18 protein-coding genes and 1 pseudogene are annotated in these 24,017 nt (G+C 71.0%); 17 read left to right on the forward strand and 2 right to left on the reverse strand.

Annotation, left to right across the window (positions count from 1 at the left end; translation table 11 throughout):
- Positions 1-336 precede the first annotated feature (336 nt).
- The 16 genes from ABZT06_RS45415 to ABZT06_RS45490 all read left to right on the forward strand — a co-directional run bounded on the left by ABZT06_RS45415 (position 337) and on the right by ABZT06_RS45490 (position 20,963).
- Positions 337-1,518 carry an ROK family transcriptional regulator gene (locus ABZT06_RS45415; protein ID WP_355754614.1) on the forward strand — a complete coding sequence of 394 codons (1,182 nt, stop codon included), beginning with the start codon at positions 337-339 and terminating at the stop codon, positions 1,516-1,518.
- Between the two features lie 122 nt (positions 1,519-1,640).
- Positions 1,641-3,185 carry a sugar ABC transporter ATP-binding protein gene (locus ABZT06_RS45420; protein ID WP_355754616.1) on the forward strand — a complete coding sequence of 515 codons (1,545 nt, stop codon included), beginning with the start codon at positions 1,641-1,643 and terminating at the stop codon, positions 3,183-3,185.
- A gap of 153 nt (positions 3,186-3,338) precedes the next feature.
- A complete protein-coding gene (locus tag ABZT06_RS45425; RefSeq protein ID WP_355754655.1) occupies positions 3,339-4,280 on the forward strand; it encodes an ABC transporter permease in 942 nt (313 codons plus the stop codon).
- A gap of 17 nt (positions 4,281-4,297) precedes the next feature.
- The gene (locus tag ABZT06_RS45430; protein ID WP_355754618.1) at positions 4,298-5,353 is read left to right on the forward strand and encodes a substrate-binding domain-containing protein; all 1,056 of its coding nucleotides are present in this window, start codon (positions 4,298-4,300) and stop codon (positions 5,351-5,353) included.
- 158 nt (positions 5,354-5,511) lie between these two features.
- A complete protein-coding gene (locus tag ABZT06_RS45435; RefSeq protein ID WP_355754620.1) occupies positions 5,512-6,714 on the forward strand; it encodes a Gfo/Idh/MocA family oxidoreductase in 1,203 nt (400 codons plus the stop codon).
- Between the two features lie 14 nt (positions 6,715-6,728).
- Positions 6,729-7,733, forward strand: a complete 1,005-nt coding sequence (locus ABZT06_RS45440) for a sugar phosphate isomerase/epimerase family protein (protein WP_355754623.1) — start codon at positions 6,729-6,731, stop codon at positions 7,731-7,733.
- Between the two features lie 84 nt (positions 7,734-7,817).
- Positions 7,818-10,328, forward strand: a complete 2,511-nt coding sequence (locus ABZT06_RS45445) for a PQQ-dependent sugar dehydrogenase (RefSeq protein ID WP_355754657.1) — start codon at positions 7,818-7,820, stop codon at positions 10,326-10,328.
- Between the two features lie 14 nt (positions 10,329-10,342).
- Positions 10,343-11,716, forward strand: a complete 1,374-nt coding sequence (locus ABZT06_RS45450) for a ThuA domain-containing protein (RefSeq protein WP_355754626.1) — start codon at positions 10,343-10,345, stop codon at positions 11,714-11,716.
- Between the two features lie 95 nt (positions 11,717-11,811).
- A complete protein-coding gene (locus tag ABZT06_RS45455; protein WP_355754629.1) occupies positions 11,812-12,987 on the forward strand; it encodes an inositol-3-phosphate synthase in 1,176 nt (391 codons plus the stop codon).
- Positions 12,984-14,147, forward strand: coding sequence for an SCO3242 family prenyltransferase (locus ABZT06_RS45460; protein ID WP_355754632.1), 1,164 nt, complete (start codon positions 12,984-12,986; stop codon positions 14,145-14,147). The genes ABZT06_RS45455 and ABZT06_RS45460 overlap by 4 nt, the downstream gene beginning before the upstream one ends.
- Before the next feature lie 647 nt (positions 14,148-14,794).
- Positions 14,795-15,703, forward strand: coding sequence for a sugar phosphate isomerase/epimerase family protein (locus ABZT06_RS45465; protein ID WP_355754634.1), 909 nt, complete (start codon positions 14,795-14,797; stop codon positions 15,701-15,703).
- Complete coding sequence (locus ABZT06_RS45470; RefSeq protein WP_355754637.1) at positions 15,700-16,434, forward strand: EboA domain-containing protein; 735 nt, start codon at positions 15,700-15,702, stop codon at positions 16,432-16,434. Before ABZT06_RS45465 ends, ABZT06_RS45470 begins: the two co-directional genes overlap by 4 nt.
- Positions 16,434-17,294 carry a TatD family hydrolase gene (locus tag ABZT06_RS45475; protein WP_355754640.1) on the forward strand — a complete coding sequence of 287 codons (861 nt, stop codon included), beginning with the start codon at positions 16,434-16,436 and terminating at the stop codon, positions 17,292-17,294. Before ABZT06_RS45470 ends, ABZT06_RS45475 begins: the two co-directional genes overlap by 1 nt.
- A gap of 3 nt (positions 17,295-17,297) precedes the next feature.
- Positions 17,298-18,467, forward strand: coding sequence for a metabolite traffic protein EboE (gene eboE, locus ABZT06_RS45480; protein WP_355754642.1), 1,170 nt, complete (start codon positions 17,298-17,300; stop codon positions 18,465-18,467).
- A complete protein-coding gene (locus ABZT06_RS45485; RefSeq protein ID WP_355754644.1) occupies positions 18,464-19,861 on the forward strand; it encodes a nucleotide pyrophosphatase/phosphodiesterase family protein in 1,398 nt (465 codons plus the stop codon). The genes eboE and ABZT06_RS45485 overlap by 4 nt, the downstream gene beginning before the upstream one ends.
- 61 nt (positions 19,862-19,922) lie before the next feature.
- Positions 19,923-20,963 carry a sugar phosphate isomerase/epimerase gene (locus tag ABZT06_RS45490; protein WP_355754646.1) on the forward strand — a complete coding sequence of 347 codons (1,041 nt, stop codon included), beginning with the start codon at positions 19,923-19,925 and terminating at the stop codon, positions 20,961-20,963.
- A gap of 208 nt (positions 20,964-21,171) precedes the next feature.
- On the opposite strand, the pseudogene ABZT06_RS45495 reads toward ABZT06_RS45490, so the two are convergent.
- Together ABZT06_RS45495 and ABZT06_RS45500 are read right to left on the reverse strand one after the other, a co-directional pair.
- A pseudogene (locus ABZT06_RS45495) lies at positions 21,172-21,918 on the reverse strand (molybdopterin dinucleotide binding domain-containing protein); the annotation flags it as partial.
- A gap of 71 nt (positions 21,919-21,989) precedes the next feature.
- The gene (locus ABZT06_RS45500) at positions 21,990-22,961 is read right to left on the reverse strand and encodes a 2-dehydropantoate 2-reductase (RefSeq protein ID WP_355754648.1); all 972 of its coding nucleotides are present in this window, start codon (positions 22,959-22,961) and stop codon (positions 21,990-21,992) included.
- Positions 22,962-23,202: 241 nt separating this feature from the next.
- Between ABZT06_RS45500 and ABZT06_RS45505 the strand changes: the two genes are divergently transcribed.
- Positions 23,203-23,877 carry a GntR family transcriptional regulator gene (locus ABZT06_RS45505; protein WP_355754659.1) on the forward strand — a complete coding sequence of 225 codons (675 nt, stop codon included), beginning with the start codon at positions 23,203-23,205 and terminating at the stop codon, positions 23,875-23,877.
- Positions 23,878-24,017: the final 140 nt, after the last annotated feature.

Here is a 24,017-nt window from a genome sequence, read left to right on the forward strand (position 1 = left end):
CGCCACGGGCTCAACCCCCGCCGGTGATCCCTCGCCGCGCCCGGAACGGCTGACGTCCCGCACTCGCTCGCCGGACTCCGCCAGCGCACGCGCGAGTTCGGCACCCACGTTCCCCGTCGCACCCGTGACCAGAAACATGTGCTCCCCTCCGTCAGGTCCATCCTGCGGGGCCGCGCGCCAGGACACCAGAGCGCGACACGTCTTTGTCCTGAGAGTGGAGAAAGTCGGCAGTAATCTCTGCACAGCTTCTTCCCAGGTTCGGCAGCCACTGCTACGTTCCCCTCGAAAGCACGACAACCGGTGGCCGAATGAGGCGGGGAGGGGCCTGTGAGACGCATGACGGCACGACCCGCGAACGCGCATCAGGCCCGGCTGCTCAAGCTGTTGCGCGACGGAGGACCCAACTCCCGTGCGCAACTCGGCGATCAGGTCGACCTGTCACGGTCCAAGCTGGCCGTGGAGGTGGACCGGCTGCTGGAGACGGGCCTGATCGTGGCCGACGGACTCGCCGCCTCCCGCGGCGGGCGTCGCTCCCACAACATCCGGCTCGCCCCCAACCTGCGGTTCCTCGGCGTGGACATCGGCGCGACCTCGGTCGACGTCGCCGTCACCAACGCCGAACTGGAGATCCTGGGACATCTCAACCAGCCCATGGACGTCCGCGAGGGCCCGGTCGCGGTCTTCGAGCAAGTCCTGTCCATGGCCGCGAAGTTGAGGGCCTCGGGGCTCGCGGAGGGGTTCGACGGCGCCGGCATCGGTGTCCCCGGACCGGTCCGCTTCCCCGAGGGCGTACCGGTGGCTCCGCCGATCATGCCGGGCTGGGACGGCTTCCCCGTACGGGAGGCGCTCAGTCAGGAACTCGGCTGCCCGGTCATGGTCGACAACGACGTGAACCTGATGGCCATGGGGGAGATGCACGCGGGCGTGGCACGCTCCGTGGGCGACTTCCTCTGCGTCAAGATCGGCACCGGCATCGGCTGCGGCATCGTCGCCGGCGGTGAGGTACACCGCGGGGTGACGGGCAGCGCGGGCGACATCGGGCACATCCAGGCCGTACCCGACGGCCGCCCGTGTGCCTGCGGCAACCGGGGCTGTCTGGAAGCCCACTTCAGCGGGGCCGCCCTCGCCCGGGACGCCGTCGAGGCGGTCGAGCAGGGGCGCTCCGAGGAACTCGCCGCACGGCACACGGCGAACGGCGGCCTGACCGCGGTCGACGTCGCCGCCGCCGCTGCCGCCGGCGACCCCACCGCCCTCGACCTGATCCGTGAGGGCGGCAACCGGACCGGCCAGGTCATCGCCGGACTGGTCAGCTTCTTCAACCCGGGCCTGGTGGTGATCGGCGGCGGGGTGACCGGACTCGGCCACACCCTGCTCGCCGCGATCCGCACCCAGGTCTACCGCCAGTCGCTGCCGCTGGCCACCGGCAACCTACCCATCGTTCTCGGGGAGTTGGGCCCCACCGCCGGAGTCATCGGTGCGGCCCGGCTCATCAGCGACCACCTGTTCTCACCCGCGTAACTCCCAACGCCGCAACGGAAGTCACCCCACCCGCACAGCGCCCTGCTCTGCCCTGCCTGAAAACAGCCGCCCCGCGAGGGGACCGCCCTGAAACCGGCCCGCACGCCCGCCAAGGGGACCTCATGGCACCAGAACCACCGCTGCTCAGCATGTCCGGCATCACCAAGACGTTCCCCGGAGTCCGGGCCCTCGACGGCGTCGACCTCGACGTCCAGGCCGGCGAAGTGCACTGTCTGCTCGGCCAGAACGGGGCCGGGAAGTCCACCCTCATCAAGGTGCTGGCCGGGGCCCACCAGCCCGACACCGGCCGCCTGCGCTGGCGCGGCGACGAGGTCACCCTCCGCTCACCGATCGCCGCCATGCGCCTCGGCATCGCCACCATCTACCAGGAACTCGACCTGGTGGAGCACCTGTCCGTCGCCGAGAACGTCCACCTGGGCCATGAACCCACGGCGGCCGGGTTCGTCGTACGGGGCAAGGCGGCCCGTCGGTCGACGGCCGCGCTGCTACGACGGCTCGGGCACCCGGAGATCGATCCGGCGCGCCTGGTCGGGGAGTTGTCGGCGGCGCAGCAGCAGATCGTGTCCATGGCGCGGGCCCTCTCCCACGACGTACGCCTGATCGTGATGGACGAGCCGTCCGCCGCCCTCGACCCGGACGAGGTCGACAACCTCTTCCGGATCGTCGGCGACCTCACCGCCGAGGGCGTAGCCGTCGTCTACATCTCCCACCGCCTGGAGGAGATCCGGCGGATCGGCGACCGGGTGACGGTCCTCAAGGACGGCCGGGCCGTCGCGGGCGGACTGCCCGCGAAGTCGACGCCGACGCGCGAGGTCGTGGCGCTGATGACGGGCCGGAACGTCGAGTACGTCTTCCCGGAACGGCCGACGGCTCCCGCACATGGCGTAAGGCCGCTCCTGGAGGTCCAAGGACTCACCCGGCAGGGCGAGTTCGAGCCCCTGGACCTCGTGGTCCACCCCGGAGAGATCGTCGGCCTCGCCGGACTCGTCGGCTCGGGGCGCTCCGAGATCCTGGAGACGGTCTACGGCGCTCGCAAGCCCACCTCCGGTCAAGTGGTCGTGGACGGCAAGGCGTTGAAACCCGGCAGTGTCCGAGCGGCCGTACGCGCCGGGATCGGACTGGCCCCCGAGGAGCGCAAGGCGCAGGCCCTGCTGATGCTGGAGTCGGTCACCCGCAATGTGTCCGTCTCCTCCATGTCCCGTTTCTCCAGGGCCGGTTGGATCGACCGGCGGGCCGAACTCGGCGCGGCCCGGGCGGCCACCCGCGAACTCTCCCTGCGGCCCGACAACCCCTCCGTGCCGATCCGTACCCTCTCCGGCGGCAACCAGCAAAAGGCCGTCCTGGCCCGCTGGCTGCTGCGCGGCTGCCGGGTCCTGCTGCTCGACGAACCCACCCGGGGAGTCGACGTCGGCGCCCGCGCCGAGCTGTACGCGGTCGTGCGGCGACTGGCCGACGAAGGCCTGGCCGTGCTGCTGGTCTCCAGCGAGATTCCCGAGGTTCTGGGGCTGGCCGACAAAGTGGTGGTTCTCCGGGAGGGCCGGGTTGTTCACTCCGGCCCTGCCCGTGAACTGGACGAGTTTCGTGTACTCGACCTCGTCGTGACTCCGCCGTTTCCCGAAGGAGGTGGCTTCTCAGTCGGCCGATGAACGGCCTCATGACGGTCAAGCCCTGACCGTTGCCCGAGGGCAGAAGCCAACTTAGCAACGTCATGACGGGAGTCGCCCGTGCTCAGCAAACTGCACCCGACGGGATCACAGGTCGAACGCAAGACCGAAAGTGCCGATGGCCTGGTCGGCTCGATGCGCAGCCGCACCGACCTCCGCACCCTCTCCCTCCTCGGCGTGCTCGCCGTACTGGTCCTCATCGGCGGCATCACCAAGCCCGACGAGTTCCTCGACACCCGCAACCTCCAACTCGTCCTCACCCAGGCCTCGGTGATCGGTGTCGTCACCGTCGGCATGACCTTCGTCATCACCTCCGGCGGCATCGACCTCTCCGTCGGCGCGATCGTCGCCCTCGCCTCGGTGTGGGCCACCACCGTCGCCACCCAGGAGTACGGCTTCGCGGGCATCCTCTTCACCGCGGTGATCGTCGGAGTCGGCTGCGGCCTGGTCAACGGTCTGCTCATCGCGTACGGCGGGATGGTCCCGTTCATCGCCACGCTCGCCATGCTCGCCTCGGCCCGTGGACTCGCCTTGCAGATCACCGACGGCCGGACGCAGATCGTCTCGATCAACAGCGTGCTGGATCTCGGAGAGCGCGACGCGTATGTGCTCGGCATCCCCCCGCTGGTCCTCGTCTTCGCGGTCGTGACGATCATCGGCTGGCTGGTGCTGAACCGCACCACCTTCGGCCGGCGCACCGTCGCCGTCGGCGGCAACGCCGAGGCCGCCCGGCTCGCCGGCATCGACGTCCGCCGCCAGCGCCTCTACCTCTACCTGCTGTCCGGACTGTGCTGCGGCATCGCCGCCTTCCTGCTGATCATCCTGTCCGGCTCCGGCCAGAACACCAACGGCAACCTCTACGAGCTCGACGCCATCGCCGCCGCGATCATCGGCGGAACCCTGCTCACCGGGGGCCGCGGCACCATCACCGGCTCCGTGCTCGGTGTCCTGATCTTCACCACGATCACCAACATCTTCGCCCTGAACAACCTGCAGAGCGACGTCCAGCAGATCGCCAAGGGCGCGATCATCGTCGCCGCCGTGCTGGTCCAGCGCCGTACCGCAAGCACGACCTGAGGAAAGGGTTCACCGCCATGCCACAGCACACGAGCCGCTTCACCAGTCGCAGAGGGCTGCTCTTCGGGACCGCCGCCGTCGGGGCCGGTGCCCTCCTCGCAGGTTGCACCAGCAACGACTCCAGCGACGACGAGTCGGAGGCCGCGAACGACCAGCCCGCGGCCTCCGACTCGCCCGGCAAGCCGGTCACCATCGGCTTCGCCGGACCGCAGGCCGACCACGGCTGGCTCAACGCCATCAACGACAACGCCAAGAACCGGGCGAAGAAGTACTCCGACGTCACCCTGGAGATCACCGAGGGCTCCAACGACACCGCCCAGCAGATCGGCCAGATTGAGACCCTGATCAACAAGAAGGTCGACGTGCTGGTCGTCCTGCCCGCCGACGGCAAGGCCCTCACCCAGGTCGGGCTCAAGGCGATGCGCGCCGGAATCCCGGTCGTGAACCTGGACCGCGTCTTCAACACCCCACAGGCGTACCGCTGCTGGATAGGCGGCGACAACTACGGCATGGGCCTCAACGCCGGCCACTACATCGGCGAGAAGCTCAAGGGGAAGTCGAACGCCAAGGTCATCGAACTCGCCGGCCTCGACAACCTGGAACTCACCAAGCAGCGCACCAAGGGCTTCGACGACGCCCTGAAGAACTACCCCAACGTCAGGAAGGTGGCCCGCCAGGCCGCCGACTTCACCGTCGAGTCCGGGCAGGCCAAGATGGCCCAGCTCCTCCAGGCCCAGTCGAGCTTCGACGCGCTGTGGAACCACGACGACGACCAGGGCGTGGGCGCGCTGCGCGCCATCGACCAGGCCGGCCGCGACGACTTCCTCATGGTCGGCGGCGCGGGCGCCCTGTCCGCCTTGCAGGCCATCAAGCAGGACAACGGCGTCCTCAAGGCGACCGTCCTCTACCCGCCGACCATGGCCGCCTCCGCGATCGACCTCGCCCGCGCCCTCGGCCAGTCCAAGGGCATAGGCGGCCTCGCCGAGTTCGAGATCCCGGCCTCGCTCACCCTCTACTCGGCCGTCGTCGACAAGACCAACGTCGACCAGTACATGTCCACCGGCTTCAAGTGAGGCGTCCCGACACGGGCCCTGTCTTACCGACCGGAACGGCTGCGAGCAGCGGTGCGCCCCGGTCGGACCGACCCGAAGGGCAGGTCCCAGGAGCCCGGTTCGTCGACGGACCGGGCTGCACCCCCCACCGCGCCACGACGACGAGGAGGACATCGCGCATGGCACAGCCGCAGCAGTCAGAAGAGGCCGAGGTGCCGCCGCTCCGGGTCGGCATGGTCGGCTACGCCTTCATGGGCGCCGCCCACTCCCATGGCTGGCGGACCGTCGGACGCGTCTTCGACCTGCCCCGCCGCCCGGTGCTCGCCGCGCTCTGCGGACGGGACGCGGCCGCCGTGCGCCGGGCCGCCGACCGGCACGGCTGGGCGGCCGCCGAGACCGACTGGCGGGCCCTGATCGAGCGGGACGACATCGACCTCGTCGACATCTGCACCCCCGGTGACAGCCACGCCGAGATCGCCGTCGCCGCCCTCGCCGAAGGCAAGCACGTGCTGTGTGAGAAGCCCCTCGCCAACACCGTCGAAGAGGCCCAGGTGATGGCCCGGGCAGCCGAAGAAGCCTTCGGGCGTGGCCAGTTGGCGATGGTCGGCTTCAACTACCGCCGGGTGCCCGCCACCGCGCTGGCCCGCCGGATGGTGGCGGAGGGCCGACTCGGCAGGCTGCGGCACGTCCGGGTGACCTACCTCCAGGACTGGCTCGTGGACCCCGAGTTCCCCCTGACCTGGCGGCTGCGCCGGGAACACGCAGGCTCGGGCTCGCTCGGCGACCTCGGCGCGCACATCATCGACCTCGCGCAGTACCTGGCGGGAGAACCACTGGCCGGAGTCTCCGCCCTGACCGAGACCTTCGTACGGGAACGCCCTCTGGCCGACGGCGCCGTCAAGGGCCTGGCCGCCGTCTCCGGGACCGGCACCGGCCAGGTCACCGTCGACGACGCGGCCCTGTTCACCGGCCGCCTCACCTCCGGCGCCCTCGCCTCCTTCGAGGCCACCCGGTACGCCACCGGCCGCAAGAACTCCCTGCGCATCGAACTCAACGGCGAACGCGGCTCGTTGGCCTTCGACCTGGAACGCCTCAACGAACTCTCCTACCACGACGCCACGGAACCCGGAACGCACGCCGGCTTCCGCCGCATCCTCGTCACCGAGCCCGACCACCCCTACCTGGACGCCTGGTGGCCGCCCGGCCACGGCCTCGGCTACGAGCACACCTTCGTCCACCAGGCCCGCGACCTCGTCCACGCGATCGCTGAGGGCCGCCGCCCCGACCCCACCTTCGCCGACGGGCTCCAGGTCCAACGCGTCCTCGCGGCCGTGGAGGAGAGCGCCGAGAAGAACTCCGTCTACACCCCGATAGCCGTCTGAGGAGGCTCCGAAAGATGCCGCGCCAGTTCACGCTCTTCACCGGCCAGTGGGCAGACCTCCCCCTCGAGGAGGTCTGCCGCCTCGCCCGCGACTTCGGCTACGACGGACTCGAACTCGCCTGCTGGGGAGACCACTTCGAGGTCGACAAGGCGCTCGCGGACCCCTCGTACCTGGACTCCCGGCATGCCCTGCTCGACAAGTACGGCCTCAAGTGCTGGGCGATCTCCAACCACCTCGTCGGCCAGGCCGTCTGCGACGCCATCATCGACGAACGTCACCAGGCCATCCTGCCGCGCGAGGTCTGGGCCGACGGTGACCCGGAAGGCGTCCGGCAGCGGGCCGCGAACCGGATGAAGGACACCGCGCGGGCCGCACGCGCCTTCGGCGTCGACACTGTCATCGGCTTCACCGGCTCCGCCATCTGGCACCTGGTCGCCATGTTCCCGCCCGCCCCCGAGTCGATGATCGACCGCGGCTACGAGGACTTCGCCGAGCGCTGGAACCCGATCCTCGACGTCTTCGACGCGGAGGGCGTGCGGTTCGCGCACGAGGTCCACCCGAGCGAGATCGCCTACGACTACTGGACAACTCAGCGCGCCCTGGAGGCTGTTGGGAACCGTCCCGGCTTCGGCCTCAACTTCGACCCCTCCCACTTCGTGTGGCAGGACCTCGACCCCGTCAACTTCCTGTGGGACTTCCGCGACCGGATCTACCACGTCGACTGCAAGGAAGCCCGCAAACGCCTCGACGGCCGCAACGGCCGCCTCGGCTCCCACCTGCCCTGGGGCGACCCGCGCCGCGGCTGGGACTTCGTCTCGGCGGGCCACGGTGACGTCCCCTGGGAGGACGTGTTCCGCATGCTGCGCTCCATCGACTACCAGGGCCCGATCTCGGTCGAGTGGGAGGACGCCGGCATGGACCGGCTCCAGGGCGCACCCGAGGCACTGAACCGACTGAAGGCATACGACTTCGAGCCGCCGTCGGCCTCGTTCGACGCGGCGTTCGGCGGCAACGAGTAGGCGGCACCGGCCAGTTCCGGGATGACGGCGCATCCCGGCGTACCCGCACCCACCCGTACGACCGGCCCCTTTCTGGAGGCATCCGTGCACGGGAAAGACCGCACCACCCCTACCGACAGAATCGAGACCCACAGACGACGCGCCCCCTGGCGCAGAGCGGCTGCCCTGCTCACCGGCTTCCTGCTGGCAGGCGCCTCCCTCACCCTCGCCGCTCCCCAGGCCGGCGCAGCCGTCGCCGGTGAGGGAGCCGCCACCGCGGCCGCCGCCGAGGACTTCCAGCAGGTCACCCTCGCCAAGGGCGAGCCGGAGGTCGGCGAGCCCATGTCGCTCGCCGTCCTCCCGGACCGCTCGGTCCTGCACACCTCGCGCGACGGCGAACTCCGCATCACCGACGCGGCCGGCACCACCCGCCTCGCCGGCAAGCTGGACGTCTACTCCCACGACGAGGAGGGCCTCCAAGGCGTCGGTGTGGACCCGCAGTTCACCACCAACCGCTTCATCTACCTGTACTACGCACCCCCCTTGAACACCCCGCCCGGCGACGCCCCGGAGACCGGCACCGCGGCCGACTTCGCCCCCTTCGACGGTGTCAACCGGCTCTCCCGGTTCGTCCTGAAGACCGACGGCACCCTCGACGCCGCCAGCGAGAAGAAGATCATCGACATCCCCGCCACCCGCGGCATCTGCTGCCACGTCGGCGGCGACATCGACTTCGACGCGGCCGGCAACCTCTACCTGTCGACGGGCGACGACTCCAACCCCTTCCAGTCCGACGGGTTCACCCCCATCGACGAACGCGCGAACCGCAACCCGGCCTTCGACGCCCAGCGCACCGCCGGCAACACCAACGACCTGCGCGGCAAGATCCTGCGCATCAAGGTCAACGCCGACGGCACGTACGCCATCCCCGACGGCAACCTCTTCACGCCCGGCACGGAGAAGACCCGGCCCGAGATCTACGCCATGGGCTTCCGCAACCCGTTCCGCTTCAGCGTCGACAAGCAGACCGGCATCGTCTACGTCGGCGACTACGGCCCCGACGCCGGCGCCGCCGACCCCGCTCGCGGCCCGGCCGGCCAGGTCGAGTTCGCCCGCGTGACCGGCCCAGGAAACTTCGGATGGCCGTACTGCACCGGCGACAACGACGCCTACGTCGACTACGACTTCGCGACCGGCACGTCGGGCGCCTCCTTCGACTGCGCCGCCCCGAAGAACAACTCCCCGCACAACACCGGCCTCGCCGACCTTCCCCCGGCGCAGGCCGCCTGGATCCCCTACGACGGCGGCTCCGTACCGGAGTTCGGCACCGGCTCCGAGTCCCCGATGGGCGGCCCCGTCTACCACTACGATCCCGCGCTCGACTCACCCGTGAAGTTCCCCGAGGCCTACGACGGCGACTTCTTCGCCGGGGAGTTCGGCCGCCGCTGGATCAAGCGCATCACCAGCGACGACAACGGGACCGTCCAGTCGATCAACGACATCCCGTGGACCGGCACCCAGGTGATGGACATGGCGTTCGGCCCCGACGGCGCGCTGTACGTCCTCGACTACGGCGTCTCCTGGTTCGGCGGCGACGAGAACTCCGCCCTGTACCGCATCGAGAACGCCACCGACGGCCACTCGCCGGTCGCCCAGGCGGCGGCCGACCGTACCTCCGGACAGGCGCCACTGCGCGTGCGGTTCTCCTCGGAGGGCACCAGCGACCAGGACGGCGACGCCCTCACCTACAGCTGGGACTTCGGCGACGGCGGCACGTCCACGGCGGCCAACCCGTCCCACACGTACAAGAAGAACGGCACCTACACCGCGACCCTGACCGCCAAGGACGCCGGCGGCCGCACCGGCAGCGCCAGCGTGCAGATCGTCGTCGGGAACACCGCGCCCAAGGTGACCCTCGAACTCCCGCAGGACGGCCAGCTGTTCAGCTTCGGTGACGCGATCCCCTTCAAGGTGCGGGTGAGCGACCGCGAGGACGGCAAGTCCATCGACTGCGCCAAGGTCAAGGTCACCTTCGTCCTCGGCCACGACAGCCACGGCCACCCCGTCACCTCCGCCAACGGCTGCACCGGCACCCTCCAGACCAGCGCCGACGGCGGCCACGACGAGGACGCCAACATCTTCGGCGTGATAAACGCCGAGTACACCGACAACGGTGGCGGCGGCCAGGCCCCGCTGACCACGCACGACCAGAGCGTCCTCCAGCCCAGGCACCGCCAGGCCGAGCACTTCGGCACCAGCTCGGGCGTGTCGGTCATCGCCAAGGACACGGCACACGGCGGCAACACCGTCGGCGACATCAACAACGGCGACTGGATCGCCTTCACGCCCTACGTCCTGAGCAACGCCAAGTCCGTCACCGCACACGTCTCTTCGGGCGGCGCCGGCGGCACGCTCGAGATCCGCGCGGGGTCCGCGACCGGCACCCTCCTCGGCAAGGCGACCGTGCCGGTGACCGGCGGCTGGGAGACCTTCCAGGACGTCACCGCCACCCTGTCCCGCGCCCCGAGGGGCACCACCACGCTCTACCTGGTCTTCAAGGGCAGCGGCACCGGGGCGCTGTTCGACGTGGACGACTTCACCTTCACGACCGGCTGAGAGGAGGGGCTCGTATGAACACAACCGCACGATGGACGACGGCAGTTGTGGGCGCCGCCCTGCTCCTCGGCTGCCTCTCCCAACCTGCCGTGTCACACTCCGCGGACACCGAACGGGTGCTGGTGTTCTCCAAGACGGCCGGCTTCCGGCACGACTCCATCCCCGAAGGGATCGCGGCGGTACGGGAACTGGGCGCCGACGCCGGGTTCTCGGTCGACGCGACGGAGGACGCGGCCGCGTTCACGGCGCGCAACCTGCGTCGCTACGACGCCGTCGTCTTCCTCTCCACCACCGGAGACGTCCTCGACCCCGCCCAGCAGCGCGCGTTCGAGGGCTACATCCGGCACGGCGGGGGATACGTCGGCATCCACGCGGCCGCCGACACCGAGTACGACTGGGCGTTCTACGGCGGCCTCGCCGGAGCGTACTTCCAGTCGCACCCGGCGATCCAGCCCGCCACCGTGGTGGTCGAGGACCGGGCCCACCCGTCCACGTCAGAGCTGTCCCCGAGGTGGAACCGCACCGACGAGTGGTACAACTACCGCTCCAATCCCCGCGACCGGGTCCACGTCCTGGCCTCCCTCGACGAGTCGTCGTACACCGGCGGCACGATGAACGGCGACCATCCCATCGCCTGGTGCCAGGACTACCAGGGCGGCCGCGCCTTCTACACCGGCTTCGGCCACACCAAGGAGTCGTACGCGGATCCGGCATTCCGCAGCCATCTGCTGGGCGGGATCCGGTATGCGATCGGCGAGGCACAGGCTGACTGCCGACCGGAGAACGGCTACCGTCCGCTCTTCGACGGCACCGCCGAGTCCCTGGCCGACTGGAAACAGGCCGGCCCGGGCTCCTTCACCCGGTCCGACGACGGCACCCTCACGTCGTCCGGCGGCATGGGGATGCTCTGGTACGCCGGTTCCGGACAGGGCTTCGGGGCGTACTCCCTGAAGCTCGACTGGAAGATGGCGAGCGCCTCGGGGGACGACAACTCCGGTGTCTTCGTGGGCTTCCCGCCCTCGGACGACCCCTGGTCCGCCGTGGACAACGGCTACGAGATCCAGATCGACGCCACGGACGTACCCGAGAAGACGACAGGGTCCGTCTACGGCTTCCGGTCCGCCGACCTGGACAAGCGCGACCGTGCGCTGAACCCGCCGGGGGAGTGGAACACGTACGAGATCCGCGTGGAGGGCGAACGCCTCCGCGTCTGGCTCAACGGCGTGAAGATCAACGATTTCACCAACACCGATCCGGCCCGCAGCCTGCGTGACGGGCATGTCGGCATCCAGAACCACGGAGTGGACGACCAGGTGTCGTTCCGCGACATCCGGATCAGGGAACTGCCCGCGAAGGCCTCGTCGACCGTGGCCCCGCAGGGCGACTGAGCGGCGGCGGGCGGGGGACGCCGGACCCCCGCCCGCCGTCTTCGTCCCTTCTCCGCAGCATCTGCGCACCCACGTGTTCGACAAGGAGGCTGCCCATGTCCGCGTCCGATTCCGTACCGCGCGTAGGTGTCTGGCTGATCGGGGCCCGCGGTTCCGTCGCCACGACGGTCGTCGCGGGCTGCGCCGCCATGACCGCGGGCCTGCACCCGCCGACGGGCCTGATCACCGAGACCCCGCCCTTCGTCGAGAGCGGCCTGCCCACCCTGTCCTCCCTGGTCTTCGGCGGCCACGACACGCTGGACTGCCCCCTGCCCAAACGGGCGGAGGCCCTGGCGGCGGGCGGTGTCCTGCCCCACGGCCTGCCGACCGCGGTGAGCGCCGAACTCGCCGCCGCCGAACGGGAGATCCTGCCGGGCGGCCCCCTCCCCGGCGACACCAGGACCGAGGACGAGCTGATCACCGCTTTCGCCGCGGACATACGGTCCTTCGTACGACGGTGCCGGCTGACCCGCGCGGTCGTGGTGAACGTGGCCTCCACGGAGCCCGCCCCCACCGGCGCCGCCCTGCCCCCCAGCTCCCTCTACGCCGCGGCGGCCCTGCGGGCGGGCTGCGCGTACGTGAACTTCACGCCCTCCACCGGCCTGCACCACCCCGCTCTCGCCGAACCGGCCCACTCCTCAGGGCTGCCCTACGCGGGCCGTGACGGCAAGACCGGCCAGACCCTGCTCCGGTCCGTCCTGGGCCCGATGTTCACCCAACGGGCCCTCACGGTCCGGGCCTGGTCCGGCACGAACCTCCTCGGCGGCGGTGACGGTGCCTCCCTCGCCGACCCCGCGGCCGCCGCGGCCAAGAACGCCGGCAAGGAGCGCGTCCTGGCCGACACCCTCGCCACCACCCCCGAGGGCGAGGTCCACATCGACGACGTCCCCGCCCTCGGCGACTGGAAGACCGCCTGGGACCACATCGCCTTCGACGGCTTCCTCGGCACCCGCATGATCCTCCAGACCACCTGGCAGGGCTGCGACTCCTCCCTGGCCGCACCTCTCGTACTCGACCTGGCCCGCCTGGCCGCGCGCGCCCACGAGAGGGGGCTGTCCGGTCCACTCGGCGAACTGGGCTTCTACTTCAAGGACCCGGTGGGGCAGGGGCCTGCGGGACTGGGGGAGCAGTACGCGGAGCTGGTGCGATTCGCGGAACGGCTCCGGGCGGAGCCCGCCGATGGCGGCGCGTGCAGCCACGCCGACGGTCGTCCGGGGGAGGAGCGGCGGTGAAGGCCCCTCTCCACGGTGGACATGCCTACGCCTGGGCTGAACTCCTGCGCCTCCCCGCCCTGTTCACGGTCCCCGGCGACGCCCTCGCCGGAGCGGCGGCGGCCTCCGCACGGCCCACTCCCCGCACCCTCCTCGCCATCGCCTCCTCTCTCTGCCTCTACGAGGCCGGCATGGCCCTCAACGACTGGGCCGACCGCGACGTGGACGCCGTGGAACGCCCCCACCGCCCCCTGCCTTCCGGCCGCATCCGCCCCGCGGCGGTCCTCGGCGCGGCCTGTGCCCTCACCGGCGCGGGCGTCACCCTGGCGGCCTGCGCGGGCCGCCCCGCCCTCACGGTCGCGGTGCCCCTCGCTGCCACCGTCTGGGCGTACGACCTGGCCCTGAAGGACACCCCGGCAGGACCGTTCGCCATGGCCACAGCACGAGGACTGGACCTGCTGCTCGGGGCGGCGGCGAGCGCCGGGGGTGAGAGGGGTGGGGCTGGTGGCGTCGGGGTGCGCCGGATGGTCGGCGCGGGTGCCGTGGGCCGGAGGTTCGGCGCGGCCGGTACTGTGCCGGGCATCCGCCGCGATCCGCCGCCTGCCGATCTCCTCGGCTTCCGTGCGACGTCCTCCTCCGCCACCTTCCCCGGTATTCGCAGCGCGCTGCCCTCCGCCGCCCTTCTCGGCACCCACACCCTCGCGGTCACGCTGGTGTCCCGCCGGGAAGCCCAGGGCGGCGCCCCCCTGGCCCCCTTCGCAGCGCTCGCGGCGACGGCCGCACTGACGTGGACGGTGACCCGGCAGCGCGCTGTCGGGTCGCGCAATCTGCCGCACCTGGCAGACCTGGCGGCCCGCCTTCCACGCCCCCTGCGCCAGGCCGGTGATCACATTCCCAGGCCGGGTCCCCACCGCCACCGCCTCGACACGCACGCCGCCCTGCGCCTCGCCCTCGGCGCCGTCTACGCGACCACAGCCGCCCGTCCCTACTTCCACGCCACCCTCAACCCCTCACCCCCGCTTACCCAGCGAGCCGTCACCGCCGGCATCCGAGCCACGATCCCCCTCCAGGCAGCCCTCGCCACCCGCTCCGGCACGAAGGGCGCGACCGTCACAGCCCTGCTCACCACCGCCCTCGCCCCCCTGGCCGGCCGCTTCGCGAGAAAGGTGAGCGTCACATGACCGATCCCCATGCTCCACGCCACCCTGTTCCGGGCTCGGAGGGCTCCATGACCGGCCCGGTTGCTCCAACTCGGTCCCCTCAGGGCGCCGGTGAGGACGTGACCGAACCCGCTGCTGGGCCCTGGCTCCCGGCGGGTTCGGGCGGCGACATGAGCGGCCCCGCTGTTTCGAGTCGGGCCCCTCGAAGCCCCGGCGCAGAGGTGCCTGAACCCGTTGCTCATTCCTGGCTCGCTCCGGGCTCAGGCGCCATGCCGGGCCGGGTTGCTTCGCCTCGGCCCTCTCGGGGTCCTGGTGAGGAGGTGACCGACCCGGCTGCTGGGCCCTGGCTCCCGGCGGGTTCGGGCGGCGACATGAGCGGTTCCGCTCCTTCGAGTGGACCCCCTCGAAGCCTCGACGCAGACACGACCGACCCCGTTGCCCGGACCGGGTCCACCCCGGCACCCGGCGCCGTGACGAGCCCGGTCGCTTCAACTTGGCCCCCTCGAACCCCCGACGCAGACAAGACCGACCCCATTGCCCGGACCGGGTCCACCCCGGCATCCGGTGCCATGACGAGCCCGGTCGCTTCAACTTGGCACCCTCGAAGCCCCGGTGCAGACGTGACCGACCCCGCTGCCCGACCCCGGTCCAATCGGGCCCACGGTGCCATGGCGGCCCCCCTCGCCCCACCCACACCCGCTTCAGCACCCGGCGCCAACCGACTCCGCTTCGGCTACGGCACCAACGGTCTCGCGGACCTCCGCCTGGACGACGCCCTGGACCTGCTCGCCGACCTCGGGTACGACGGTGTTGGTCTGACCCTCGACCACATGCACCTGGACCCCCTCGCCCCGGACCTGGCCGCCCGCACCCGCCGCCTCGCGCGCCGACTGGAGGCACTCGGGCTGACGGTGACCGTCGAGACGGGCGCCCGCTATGTGCTCGACCCGCGGCGCAAGCACGGACCTTCGCTGCTCGACGCCGACCCGGACGACCGCGCCCGCCGTGTCGACCTGCTGGTCCGGGCCGTCCAGGTCGCCGCCGACCTCGGCGCGCACGCCCTGCACTGCTTCAGCGGCATCACCCCGCCGGGCACGGACCCGGACACGGCGTGGAAACGCCTGGCCGAGGCCCTCGCCCCCGTCCTGGACACCGCCACCACCGCAGGCGTCCCCCTCGCCGTCGAGCCCGAACCGGGCCACCTCCTCGCCACCCTCGCCGACTTCCACCACCTCCGCACCACCCTCGGCGACCCGCAGGCCCTCGGCCTGACCCTCGACATCGGGCACTGCCAGTGCCTCGAACCCCTGCCACCCGCCGACTGCGTAAGCGCCGCGGGGCCCTGGCTGCGCCACGTCCAGATCGAGGACATGCGCCGAGGCGTCCACGAACACCTCCCCTTCGGCGACGGCGACATCGGCTTCCCACCGGTCCTCGCCGCTCTGGCCGACACCGGCTACCAGGGCCTGACGGTCGTCGAACTGCCCCGCCACTCCCACGCGGGCCCCCACTTCGCCGAACTCTCCCTCCCGTTCCTCCAGCAGGCAGTGGCGCTCTCGCAAGGAAGCACCCCATGACCCACTCCCACGCCCACCAGGCAACCCCCGCGGCGGACACCCAGGGCACCACCCTCGCCCGAACCCCGCTGCACGACCTGCACAGCCACCTCGCCGAACACCTCGGCGAAGCCGCCCGCGCCTGGCTCGACCAGGCCCTCGAAGAGGCCGCCGCACACCCCGGCGCCCACGGCCCCATCTCCGTGTGGGAGCTGCGCCTCGCCGAGGCCGGACGCCGCTGCGGACCCGAACACGCCGACGCCGCCCGCATCCTGATCCTGCACGCGGCCCGCGCCGACACCGACGCCCTGACCCGGGTCTACGCCCAGGGCACCGCCGCCGAACGCCGCGCCGTCCTGCACGCCCTGCCCCACCTGGTGCCCGGACCAGAGGCCCTCCCGCTCATCGAGGACGCCCTACGCACCAACGACACACGCCTCCTGGCCGCCGCCGTCGGCCCCTACGCCGCCCGCCACCTCGACGCCCACCACTGGCGCCACGCCGTCCTCAAGTGCCTGTTCACCGGCGTACCCGTCGCCGAGGTGGCCGACCTGGACCGGCGGGCCCGCGCGGACGCCGAACTCGCCCGCATGCTCGGCGACTACGCCGCCGAACGCACCGCCGCGGGCCGCCCCGTGCCCGAGGACCTGCACCGTGTCCTGACCCTGACCGACCCCACGGCCACCCCACCCGCGCCGGCCGCCGACCACGGCCCGAACCGCGCGGAAGGCACCCACGGCAAGGAGTCCTGATGCGTATCTTCGACCCCCACATCCACATGACGTCACGGACCACCGACGACTACCAGGCCATGTACACCGCCGGCGTCCGCGCCGTCGTCGAACCGGCCTTCTGGCTCGGCCAGCCCCGCACCTCTCCCGCCTCCTTCCTCGACTACTTCGACTCCCTGCTGGGCTGGGAACCCTTCCGCGCCGCCCAGTACGGCATCGCCCACCACTGCACCCTCGCTCTCAACCCCAAGGAGGCCAACGACCCGCGCTGCCTCCCGGTCCTCGACGAACTGCCCCGGTATCTCGTCAAGGACCAGGTCGTCGCCGTCGGCGAGATCGGCTACGACTCCATGACCCCCGCCGAGGACACCGCCCTCGCCGCCCAGCTCCAGCTCGCCGCCGACCACCAGCTGCCCGCGCTCGTCCACACCCCGCACCGCGACAAGCTCGCCGGCCTGCGCCGCACCCTGGACGTCGTCCGCGAGTCCGCCTTGCCGACGGAGAGGGTCCTGGTCGACCACCTCAACGAGACCACCGTCAAGGAGGCCAAGGACAGCGGCTGCTGGCTCGGCTTCTCCGTCTATCCCGACACCAAGATGGACGAGGAACGGATGGTCGCGATCCTGCGCGCGTACGGCCCCGAACAGGTCCTGGTGAACTCCGCCGCCGACTGGGGGCGAAGCGACCCCCTCAAGACCCGCAAGGTCGGCGACCTGATGCTCGCCGAGGGCTTCACCGAGGACGACGTCGACCGCGTGCTGTGGCGCAACCCGGTCGCCTTCTACGGACTCAGCGGCCGGCTCGACCTCGACATCGCGGCCACCGAAGCCACCCACGAGGGCAACTCCATCCTCCGGGGCCCCCAGAAGACGGAGGCGTGAGCCATGCGCTTCCGCCACCCCGACGGCACCACCGTCCACCTCGCCTACTGCACCAACGTCCACCCCGCCGAAACCCTCGACGGCGTCCTCGCCCAGCTCCGCGACCACTGCGAACCCGTCCGCCGCCGCCTCGGCCGCGACCGCCTCGGCATCGGCCTCTGGCTCGCCCGCGACGCCGCCCACGCCCTGGTCAGCGACCCCTCCGCGCTGCGCGACCTGCGCTGCGAACTCGACCGCCGCGGCCTCGAAGTCGTCACGCTCAACGGCTTCCCCTACGAGGGCTTCGGCGCCGAGGAGGTCAAGTACCGCGTCTACAAGCCGGACTGGACCGACCCGGAACGCCTGGACCACACCACCGCGCTGGCCCGCGTCCTGACCGGACTCCTGCCCGACGACGTCACCGAGGGCAGCATCTCCACCCTGCCGCTCGCCTGGCGTACCGGCTACGACGAGGGCAGCGCCGACAAGGCCCGCACCGCCCTGCTCACCCTCGCCGAACGCCTCGACGCCCTCCAGGACCTGACCGGCCGCTCCATCCGCGTCGGCCTCGAACCCGAACCCGGCTGCGTCGTCGAGACCACCGCTCACGCCCTCGCCCCGCTGACCGCTGTCGCCCACGACCGCATCGGCATCTGCGTCGACACCTGCCACCTCGCCACCTCCTTCGAAGACCCGAACACCGCCCTGGACGCGCTCACCGCCGCCCGCGTCCCCGTCGTCAAGACCCAGCTCTCAGCCGCCCTGCACGCCGAACACCCCCACCTCCCCGAAGTCCGCGAGGCACTCGCCGCCTTCGACGAACCCCGCTTCCTGCACCAGACCCGCACCTCCACCGCCGCAGGCCTGCGCGGCACCGACGACCTCGGCGAGGCCCTCACCGGCGACGCCCTGCCCGACGGGGCACCCTGGCGCTCCCACTTCCACGTCCCGCTCCACGCGGCCCCCGCCGCACCCCTCACCTCCACGCTCCCCGTACTCAAATCCGCCCTGACCCGGCTGGTCGGCGGCCCGCACCCGCTCACCCGCCACCTGGAGGTCGAGACCTACACCTGGCAGGCCCTCCCACCCGAACTGCGCCCCCGCGGACGCCCCCAGCTCGCCGACGGCATCGCCGCCGAACTCACCCTCGTGCGCGACCTGCTGACGGACCTCGGCCTCAAGGAGCTGCCATGAGCCACCCACCCCGAGAGGCAGGACCGACCCCTCTCCTCGTGCTCGACGTCGTCGGCCTCACCCCCCGTCTCCTCCACCACATGCCCCACCTCAAGGCCCTCGCCCAGTCCGGCTGCCGGGCCCCGCTCGGCACCGTGCTGCCCGCCGTCACCTGCGCCGCCCAGTCCACCTTCCTCACCGGCACCCACCCGTCGGAGCACGGCATCGTCGGCAACGGCTGGTACTTCCGCGAGCTCGGCGACGTACTCCTGTGGCGCCAGCACAACGGTCTGGTCGCCGGCGACAGACTCTGGGACGCCGCCCGCCGCGCCCACCCCGGCTACACCGTCGCCAACATCTGCTGGTGGTACGCCATGGGCGCCGACACCGACTTCACCGTCACCCCCCGCCCGGTCTACTACGCCGACGGCCGCAAGGAACCCGACTGCTACACCCGCCCTCCGGCCCTGCACGACGAACTCACCGACACACTCGGCACCTTCCCCCTCTTCCACTTCTGGGGCCCCGGCGCGGACCTGGTCTCCAGCCAGTGGATCATCGACGCGACCCGCCACATCATGGGCACCCGACACCCCGACCTGACGCTCTGCTACGTCCCCCACCTCGACTACGACCTGCAACGCTTCGGCCCCGACGACCCACGCTCCCTGAAGGCCGCCGCCGACCTGGACCGGGCACTGGCCCCGCTCCTGGACGACGCCCGCGCGGAAGGCCGTACCGTCGTCGCGCTGTCCGAGTACGGCATCACCCGCGCGGACCGGCCCGTCGACATCAACCGCGCCCTGCGCCGCGCCGGACTCCTCGAGGTGCACACACAGGACGGCATGGAGTACCTCGACCCGATGGCGTCCCGTGCCTTCGCGGTCGCCGACCACCAGATAGCCCATGTCTACGTGCGCCGCCCCGAGGACCTGGACGCCACCCGCGCCGCCCTCGACGGCCTGCCCGGCATCGAGCAACTCCTCGACGACGAGGGCAAGAAGGCCCACCACCTCGACCATCCCCGCTCCGGCGAACTCGTCGCCATAGCGGAGCCGGACGCCTGGTTCACGTACTACTACTGGCTCGACGACGACCGCGCGCCCGACTTCGCGCAGCTGGTCGAGATCCACCGCAAACCCGGCTACGACCCGGTCGAACTCTTCATGGACCCGCTCGACCCCTACGTCAAGGTCAAGGCGGCCACCGCGCTGGCCCGCAAGAAACTCGGCCTGCGCTATCGCATGGCGGTCGTGCCCCTCGACCCGTCACCTATTCGCGGCAGCCACGGCCGCCTCCCCGAGAGCGACGACGACGGTCCGCTCCTCATCTGCTCCACCCCCCGCGCCGTCGGCGACCGCATCGCGGCCACCGACGTGAAGTCACTCCTGCTCCGACTGGCCGGTCTCTCCTGACCTGTCACCAGTGAAGCACCCACCACTGACAACGCCCTTTCGAACCCGAGGAGTCCCAGACATGAGCCGCATGTTCCAGCCCGACCCCGAACTCACCCACCGCCTCACCAGGCGAGGGATGCTCGGCGTGGCCGCGGGCGCCACCGCCGCCGCGCTGCTGGGCGCCACGGCGTCCCCGGCCGGCGCCGCCACCGAAACCGCGACCGGCGCCACCGGCCACGGCCGCCCCGTCCTGCCCCCCGGCCGCCTCGGCATCCAGCTCTACAGCCTCCGCGACAAGGTCTCCACCCTCGGCTTCGCCCCCGTCTTCGCCGAACTGGAGAAGTACGGCTACGACGAGGTCGAGTTCGCCGGCTACACCCAGGGCTCGGCCGGACCGATCACCCTCGCCCAGCTCAGGCGCCTGGCCCGCGACCACGGCCTGAACCCGATCGGCAGCCACGTCGGCTACTACTCGGACGACCCGAACGCCTACACCTTTGCCCAGAACCTCACCAAGGTCCTCGACGACGCCCAGGCCCTCGGCCTCAAGCACATCGGCACCGCCTCGGGCCCCTTCCGCTACGGCTCGACCGTCGACGCGTGGAAGCGCGCCGCCGAGGAGTTCAACACCTACGGAGCCGCGGCGAAGGCACGCGGCATGAAGTTCTACCAGCACAACCACTCCGAGGAGTTCTCCTTCGCCACCGACGACCCCAAGGTCCGGCTCTACGACGTGCTGCTCAAGGAGACCGACCCCGACCTGGTGTTCCTGGAGATGGACATTTTCTGGGCGTACTCCGGACAGTTCCGCTTCTCCAAGCGCCCCGACGGCACCCCCGCACCATTCGAGCCCCTGAACTACGTCCTCAGGCAGCCCCACCGCTACCCGCTCTTCCACGTCAAGGACGGGGTGAGCGACCCGGCCAACACCTACGGCTACCGCATGACCGACGTCGGCGACGGCGACATCGACTACCAGAAGTTCATCTCCGGCGTCACCCGGCTGAAGGGCGAGCGCCTCGCCCACCACTGGCAGACCGAGCACGACCAGCCCGCCGAGTCCTTCACGTTCGCCCGCCGCTCCAGCGCGTACCTGCACTCGCTGCGGGAGAAGTGCTGACAGCACACGACTGAGGCGGGACCCCGCCGGCGCAGGGGGCGCTCCCCGCCGGTCGGGGTCCCGCCGTCGTGTATGCGGGGAGACCGGTCAGCCCTGGGTGGCCGTCGCCTCCAGGGCGAACCGGTGTTCTCCCGCGTACACGTTCATGGAGTGGCCGCGCAGGTAGTCGATGAGGGACGGCGTTGTGAAACTCGTCCCACGACCGGTCTCACCTCCGTACCGCGACGACGGGCATCTTCTCGATCCGGATCGCGGCGGCCTCGAACTCCACGGCCCCCGCGATCGGACAACTGGCCCTCTGCGTCCCCTGGTTGGCGCCCGTTCCGTCAAGTGGACGACTGGTCGTGAATGCCAGACCGGGCCGCAGCGCCGGATCCACCCAAACCGGCGCCGTGACCGAACTCCGCCGGGTGGTGACCCGCACCTCCTCGCCGACCACCACGCCGTAGCGCTCGGCGTCCTCCGGACTCAGCTCGACACACTCGGCCCGCCGCAGCGAGGGCGCCGAACCAGCCATCTGTAGACGGGTGTTGTACGAGGCGATACGGCACCCCTTGGTGAGCCGGACCGGATACTCCTCGTCCGTCAGGTCGAGGGGCGGGGAGTGCCGGACCAGGTGGAAGGGCGCACGCCGCACCCGATCGTCGTGACCGCGGCCGGTGAGCAGCCGCAGGTTGATCAGCGACAGGTTGATCAGCGTGCGGACCTCCGCGTCTTCGGTGCCGTTAAATGCCTGGAACGGCTCGCCGCGCGCGCAGGCTTGCGCCAACTCCCGTAGAACAACGACCGGTACGCCCGTCACCTTCACCGCGAGCGACACCGTCCAGGGCTCCACGAGCTGCCTGTACTCCGCGAAGCCGGTGGTCGAGCGCTCGATGAACTCCCGGTCGACCAGCCCCGCCCGGATGATCTCCCGGCCGATCGCGTGGGCCACCGGGACCTCGGTGCCGGCGTTCGGCCGGATCCGAGGTCCCGAGCCGACCCGGATGAGAGGCCCCGGCCCGATGGCATAACTGCCCGGTTCCGTCATGCGGCGGACCGGATCGCGAGGAGGTCGGAGAGGGCGTGGACCGTGCGGAGCGTGGGCACGTCCACACCGGTGATCTCCGCCAGCTCGATGACGGCCGTGAGGAGGACGTCGAGTTCCAGGGGCTTGCCGCGCTCCAGATCCTGGAGCGTGGAGGTGCGGTGGTCGCCGACGCGCTCGGCGCCGGCCAGACGGCGTTCGATGGAGACACCCACGGTGCAGCCGAGGGCCTCGGCGACCGCGAGGGTCTCGGCCATCATGGTCTCGATGACCTTGCGGGTGCCGCCGTGCAGGCACATCTGGCGCATGGTGGCCCGGGCCAGCGCGCTGATGGGGTTGAAGGAGATGTTGCCCAGCAGCTTGAGCCAGATGTCGTCCCGCAGGTTCGGTTCGACCGGGCACTTGAGCCCGCCGGCCTGCATGGCCTCGCTGAACGCCTGGCACCGGGGTGAGAGGCTGCGGTCGGGCTCCCCGACGGAGAACCGGGTGCCTTCCAGGTGCCGTACGACACCTGGTCCTTCGAGTTCGGTCGCCGCGTAGACGACACATCCGATGGCCCGGGAGGGCGCGAGCACCGCACTGACCGCACCGCCCGGGTCCACGCTCTCGATGCGGTGGCCCTCGTGGGGGCCGCCGTGCCGGTGGAAGTACCACCAGGGGATGCCGTTCTGCGCCGCGACGACCGCGGTGGTGCCGGTGAGGAGGGGCTCGATGAGCGGCCCGCACGCCGCGTACGAGTTGGCCTTCAGACCGAGGAACACGTAGTCGACCGGGCCGATCTCGGCAGGGTCGTCGGTGGCGTGGACATGGGCGGTGAAGTCACCGCGCGGGCTCAGGACCTGGACACCGTGTTCCCGCATGGCCGCCAGATGCGGACCGCGGGCGATGAGATGGACGTCGGCACCGGCGCGGTGGAGTGCCGCGCCGACGTAGGCACCGATGGCTCCGGCGCCGAGGACTGCGACTTTCATGGGTGGAAGCTCCGTTCGGTGAGGGTGACCGAGGAACTGCCGACTTTGTCGACTGGATATTGTCTACAGGATGGAGGGAGTGCTCAGCAAGAGTCGTGACGTCACCAAGCCCGTGAGCTGCTGCTACGACCCGGTACGAGCTGTGCCCCTGGCGGTTGTGCGCCGTAGACTGTAGGCGAAAACCAATTCATAATGGGCTCTCAGCCGCAGCGACGACCGCTGCACAGGAGGGACCGCGATGTTGCCGACGACAGGACTGCCGTACGGGACGGTGCCCAGGCTCGAGCGCCCCGGTCCACTGCGCGACCGTGTCTACGGCGCGCTGCTGGAGCTCATCACGACGCGTGCGCTTCAGCCGGGTCAGCATCTTGTCGAGAGTGAGTTGGCGGGTCATCTGGGGGTGTCGCGGCAGCCGGTGCGGGAGGCTTTGCAGCGGTTGAACACCGAGGGGTGGGTGGATCTGCGGCCTGCGCAGGGTGCGTTCGTGCACGAGCCGACCGATGAGGAGGCGGATCAGCTCCTGACGGTGCGGACGCTGTTGGAGGCCGAGGCGGCTCGGCTGGCCGCCGCGAATGCGGGCAGCGCCGGTATTGCCGTGCTGGAGGAGTTGTGTGCGCAGGGTGAGAGCGCGGTCGCCGCGGACGATGTGGACGCCGCGGTCGCCCTGAACGCCCGTTTCCACGCGAAGGTCATGGAGTTGGCGGGTAACGCGGTCCTTGCCGAGTTGGCGGGGCAGGTGGATCGCCGGGTGCGCTGGTATTACACGCCGATCGCCCGGCAGCGCGGCAGCCAGTCCTGGATCGAGCACCGTGAACTGATCGCCGCGATCGCCGACCGCGACGAGCAGCGCGCCACCGCGGTCATGCGGCAACACACCGAACACACGCGGAAGATGTACCACGACCGCGAGAAGTAGCCCGAGGCCTGTTCGCGGCCGACGAGGCCAGTAGGCTGCCGCTGAGCCGCTGAGCCGCTGAGCCGCTGAGCCGCTGAGCCGCTGAGCCGCTGAGCCGCTGAGCCGCTGAGCCGCTGAGCCGCTGAGCCGCTGAGCCGCTG

The sequence above is a fragment of the Streptomyces sp. NPDC005483 genome (assembly GCF_040606035.1).
In the GTDB taxonomy this organism is placed as follows: domain Bacteria; phylum Actinomycetota; class Actinomycetes; order Streptomycetales; family Streptomycetaceae; genus Streptomyces.

Bases quoted from the DNA above. Each gene is read 5' to 3' on its own strand.
- ABZT06_RS45440 (WP_355754623.1), top strand. From the start codon at position 6,729: ATGCCGCGCCAGTTCACGCTCTTCACCGGCCAGTGGGCAGACCTCCCC.
- ABZT06_RS45450 (WP_355754626.1), top strand. From the start codon at position 10,343: ATGAACACAACCGCACGATGGACGACGGCAGTTGTGGGCGCCGCCCTG.
- ABZT06_RS45425 (WP_355754655.1), top strand. From the start codon at position 3,339: ATGCGCAGCCGCACCGACCTCCGCACCCTCTCCCTCCTCGGCGTGCTC.
- ABZT06_RS45435 (WP_355754620.1), top strand. From the start codon at position 5,512: ATGGCACAGCCGCAGCAGTCAGAAGAGGCCGAGGTGCCGCCGCTCCGG.
- ABZT06_RS45485 (WP_355754644.1), top strand. From the start codon at position 18,464: ATGAGCCACCCACCCCGAGAGGCAGGACCGACCCCTCTCCTCGTGCTC.
- ABZT06_RS45475 (WP_355754640.1), top strand. From the start codon at position 16,434: ATGCGTATCTTCGACCCCCACATCCACATGACGTCACGGACCACCGAC.
- ABZT06_RS45470 (WP_355754637.1), top strand. From the start codon at position 15,700: ATGACCCACTCCCACGCCCACCAGGCAACCCCCGCGGCGGACACCCAG.
- ABZT06_RS45500 (WP_355754648.1), bottom strand. From the start codon at position 22,961: ATGAAAGTCGCAGTCCTCGGCGCCGGAGCCATCGGTGCCTACGTCGGC.
- ABZT06_RS45420 (WP_355754616.1), top strand. From the start codon at position 1,641: ATGGCACCAGAACCACCGCTGCTCAGCATGTCCGGCATCACCAAGACG.
- ABZT06_RS45490 (WP_355754646.1), top strand. From the start codon at position 19,923: ATGAGCCGCATGTTCCAGCCCGACCCCGAACTCACCCACCGCCTCACC.
- ABZT06_RS45415 (WP_355754614.1), top strand. From the start codon at position 337: ATGACGGCACGACCCGCGAACGCGCATCAGGCCCGGCTGCTCAAGCTG.
- eboE (WP_355754642.1), top strand. From the start codon at position 17,298: ATGCGCTTCCGCCACCCCGACGGCACCACCGTCCACCTCGCCTACTGC.
- ABZT06_RS45430 (WP_355754618.1), top strand. From the start codon at position 4,298: ATGCCACAGCACACGAGCCGCTTCACCAGTCGCAGAGGGCTGCTCTTC.
- ABZT06_RS45455 (WP_355754629.1), top strand. From the start codon at position 11,812: ATGTCCGCGTCCGATTCCGTACCGCGCGTAGGTGTCTGGCTGATCGGG.
- ABZT06_RS45465 (WP_355754634.1), top strand. From the start codon at position 14,795: ATGGCGGCCCCCCTCGCCCCACCCACACCCGCTTCAGCACCCGGCGCC.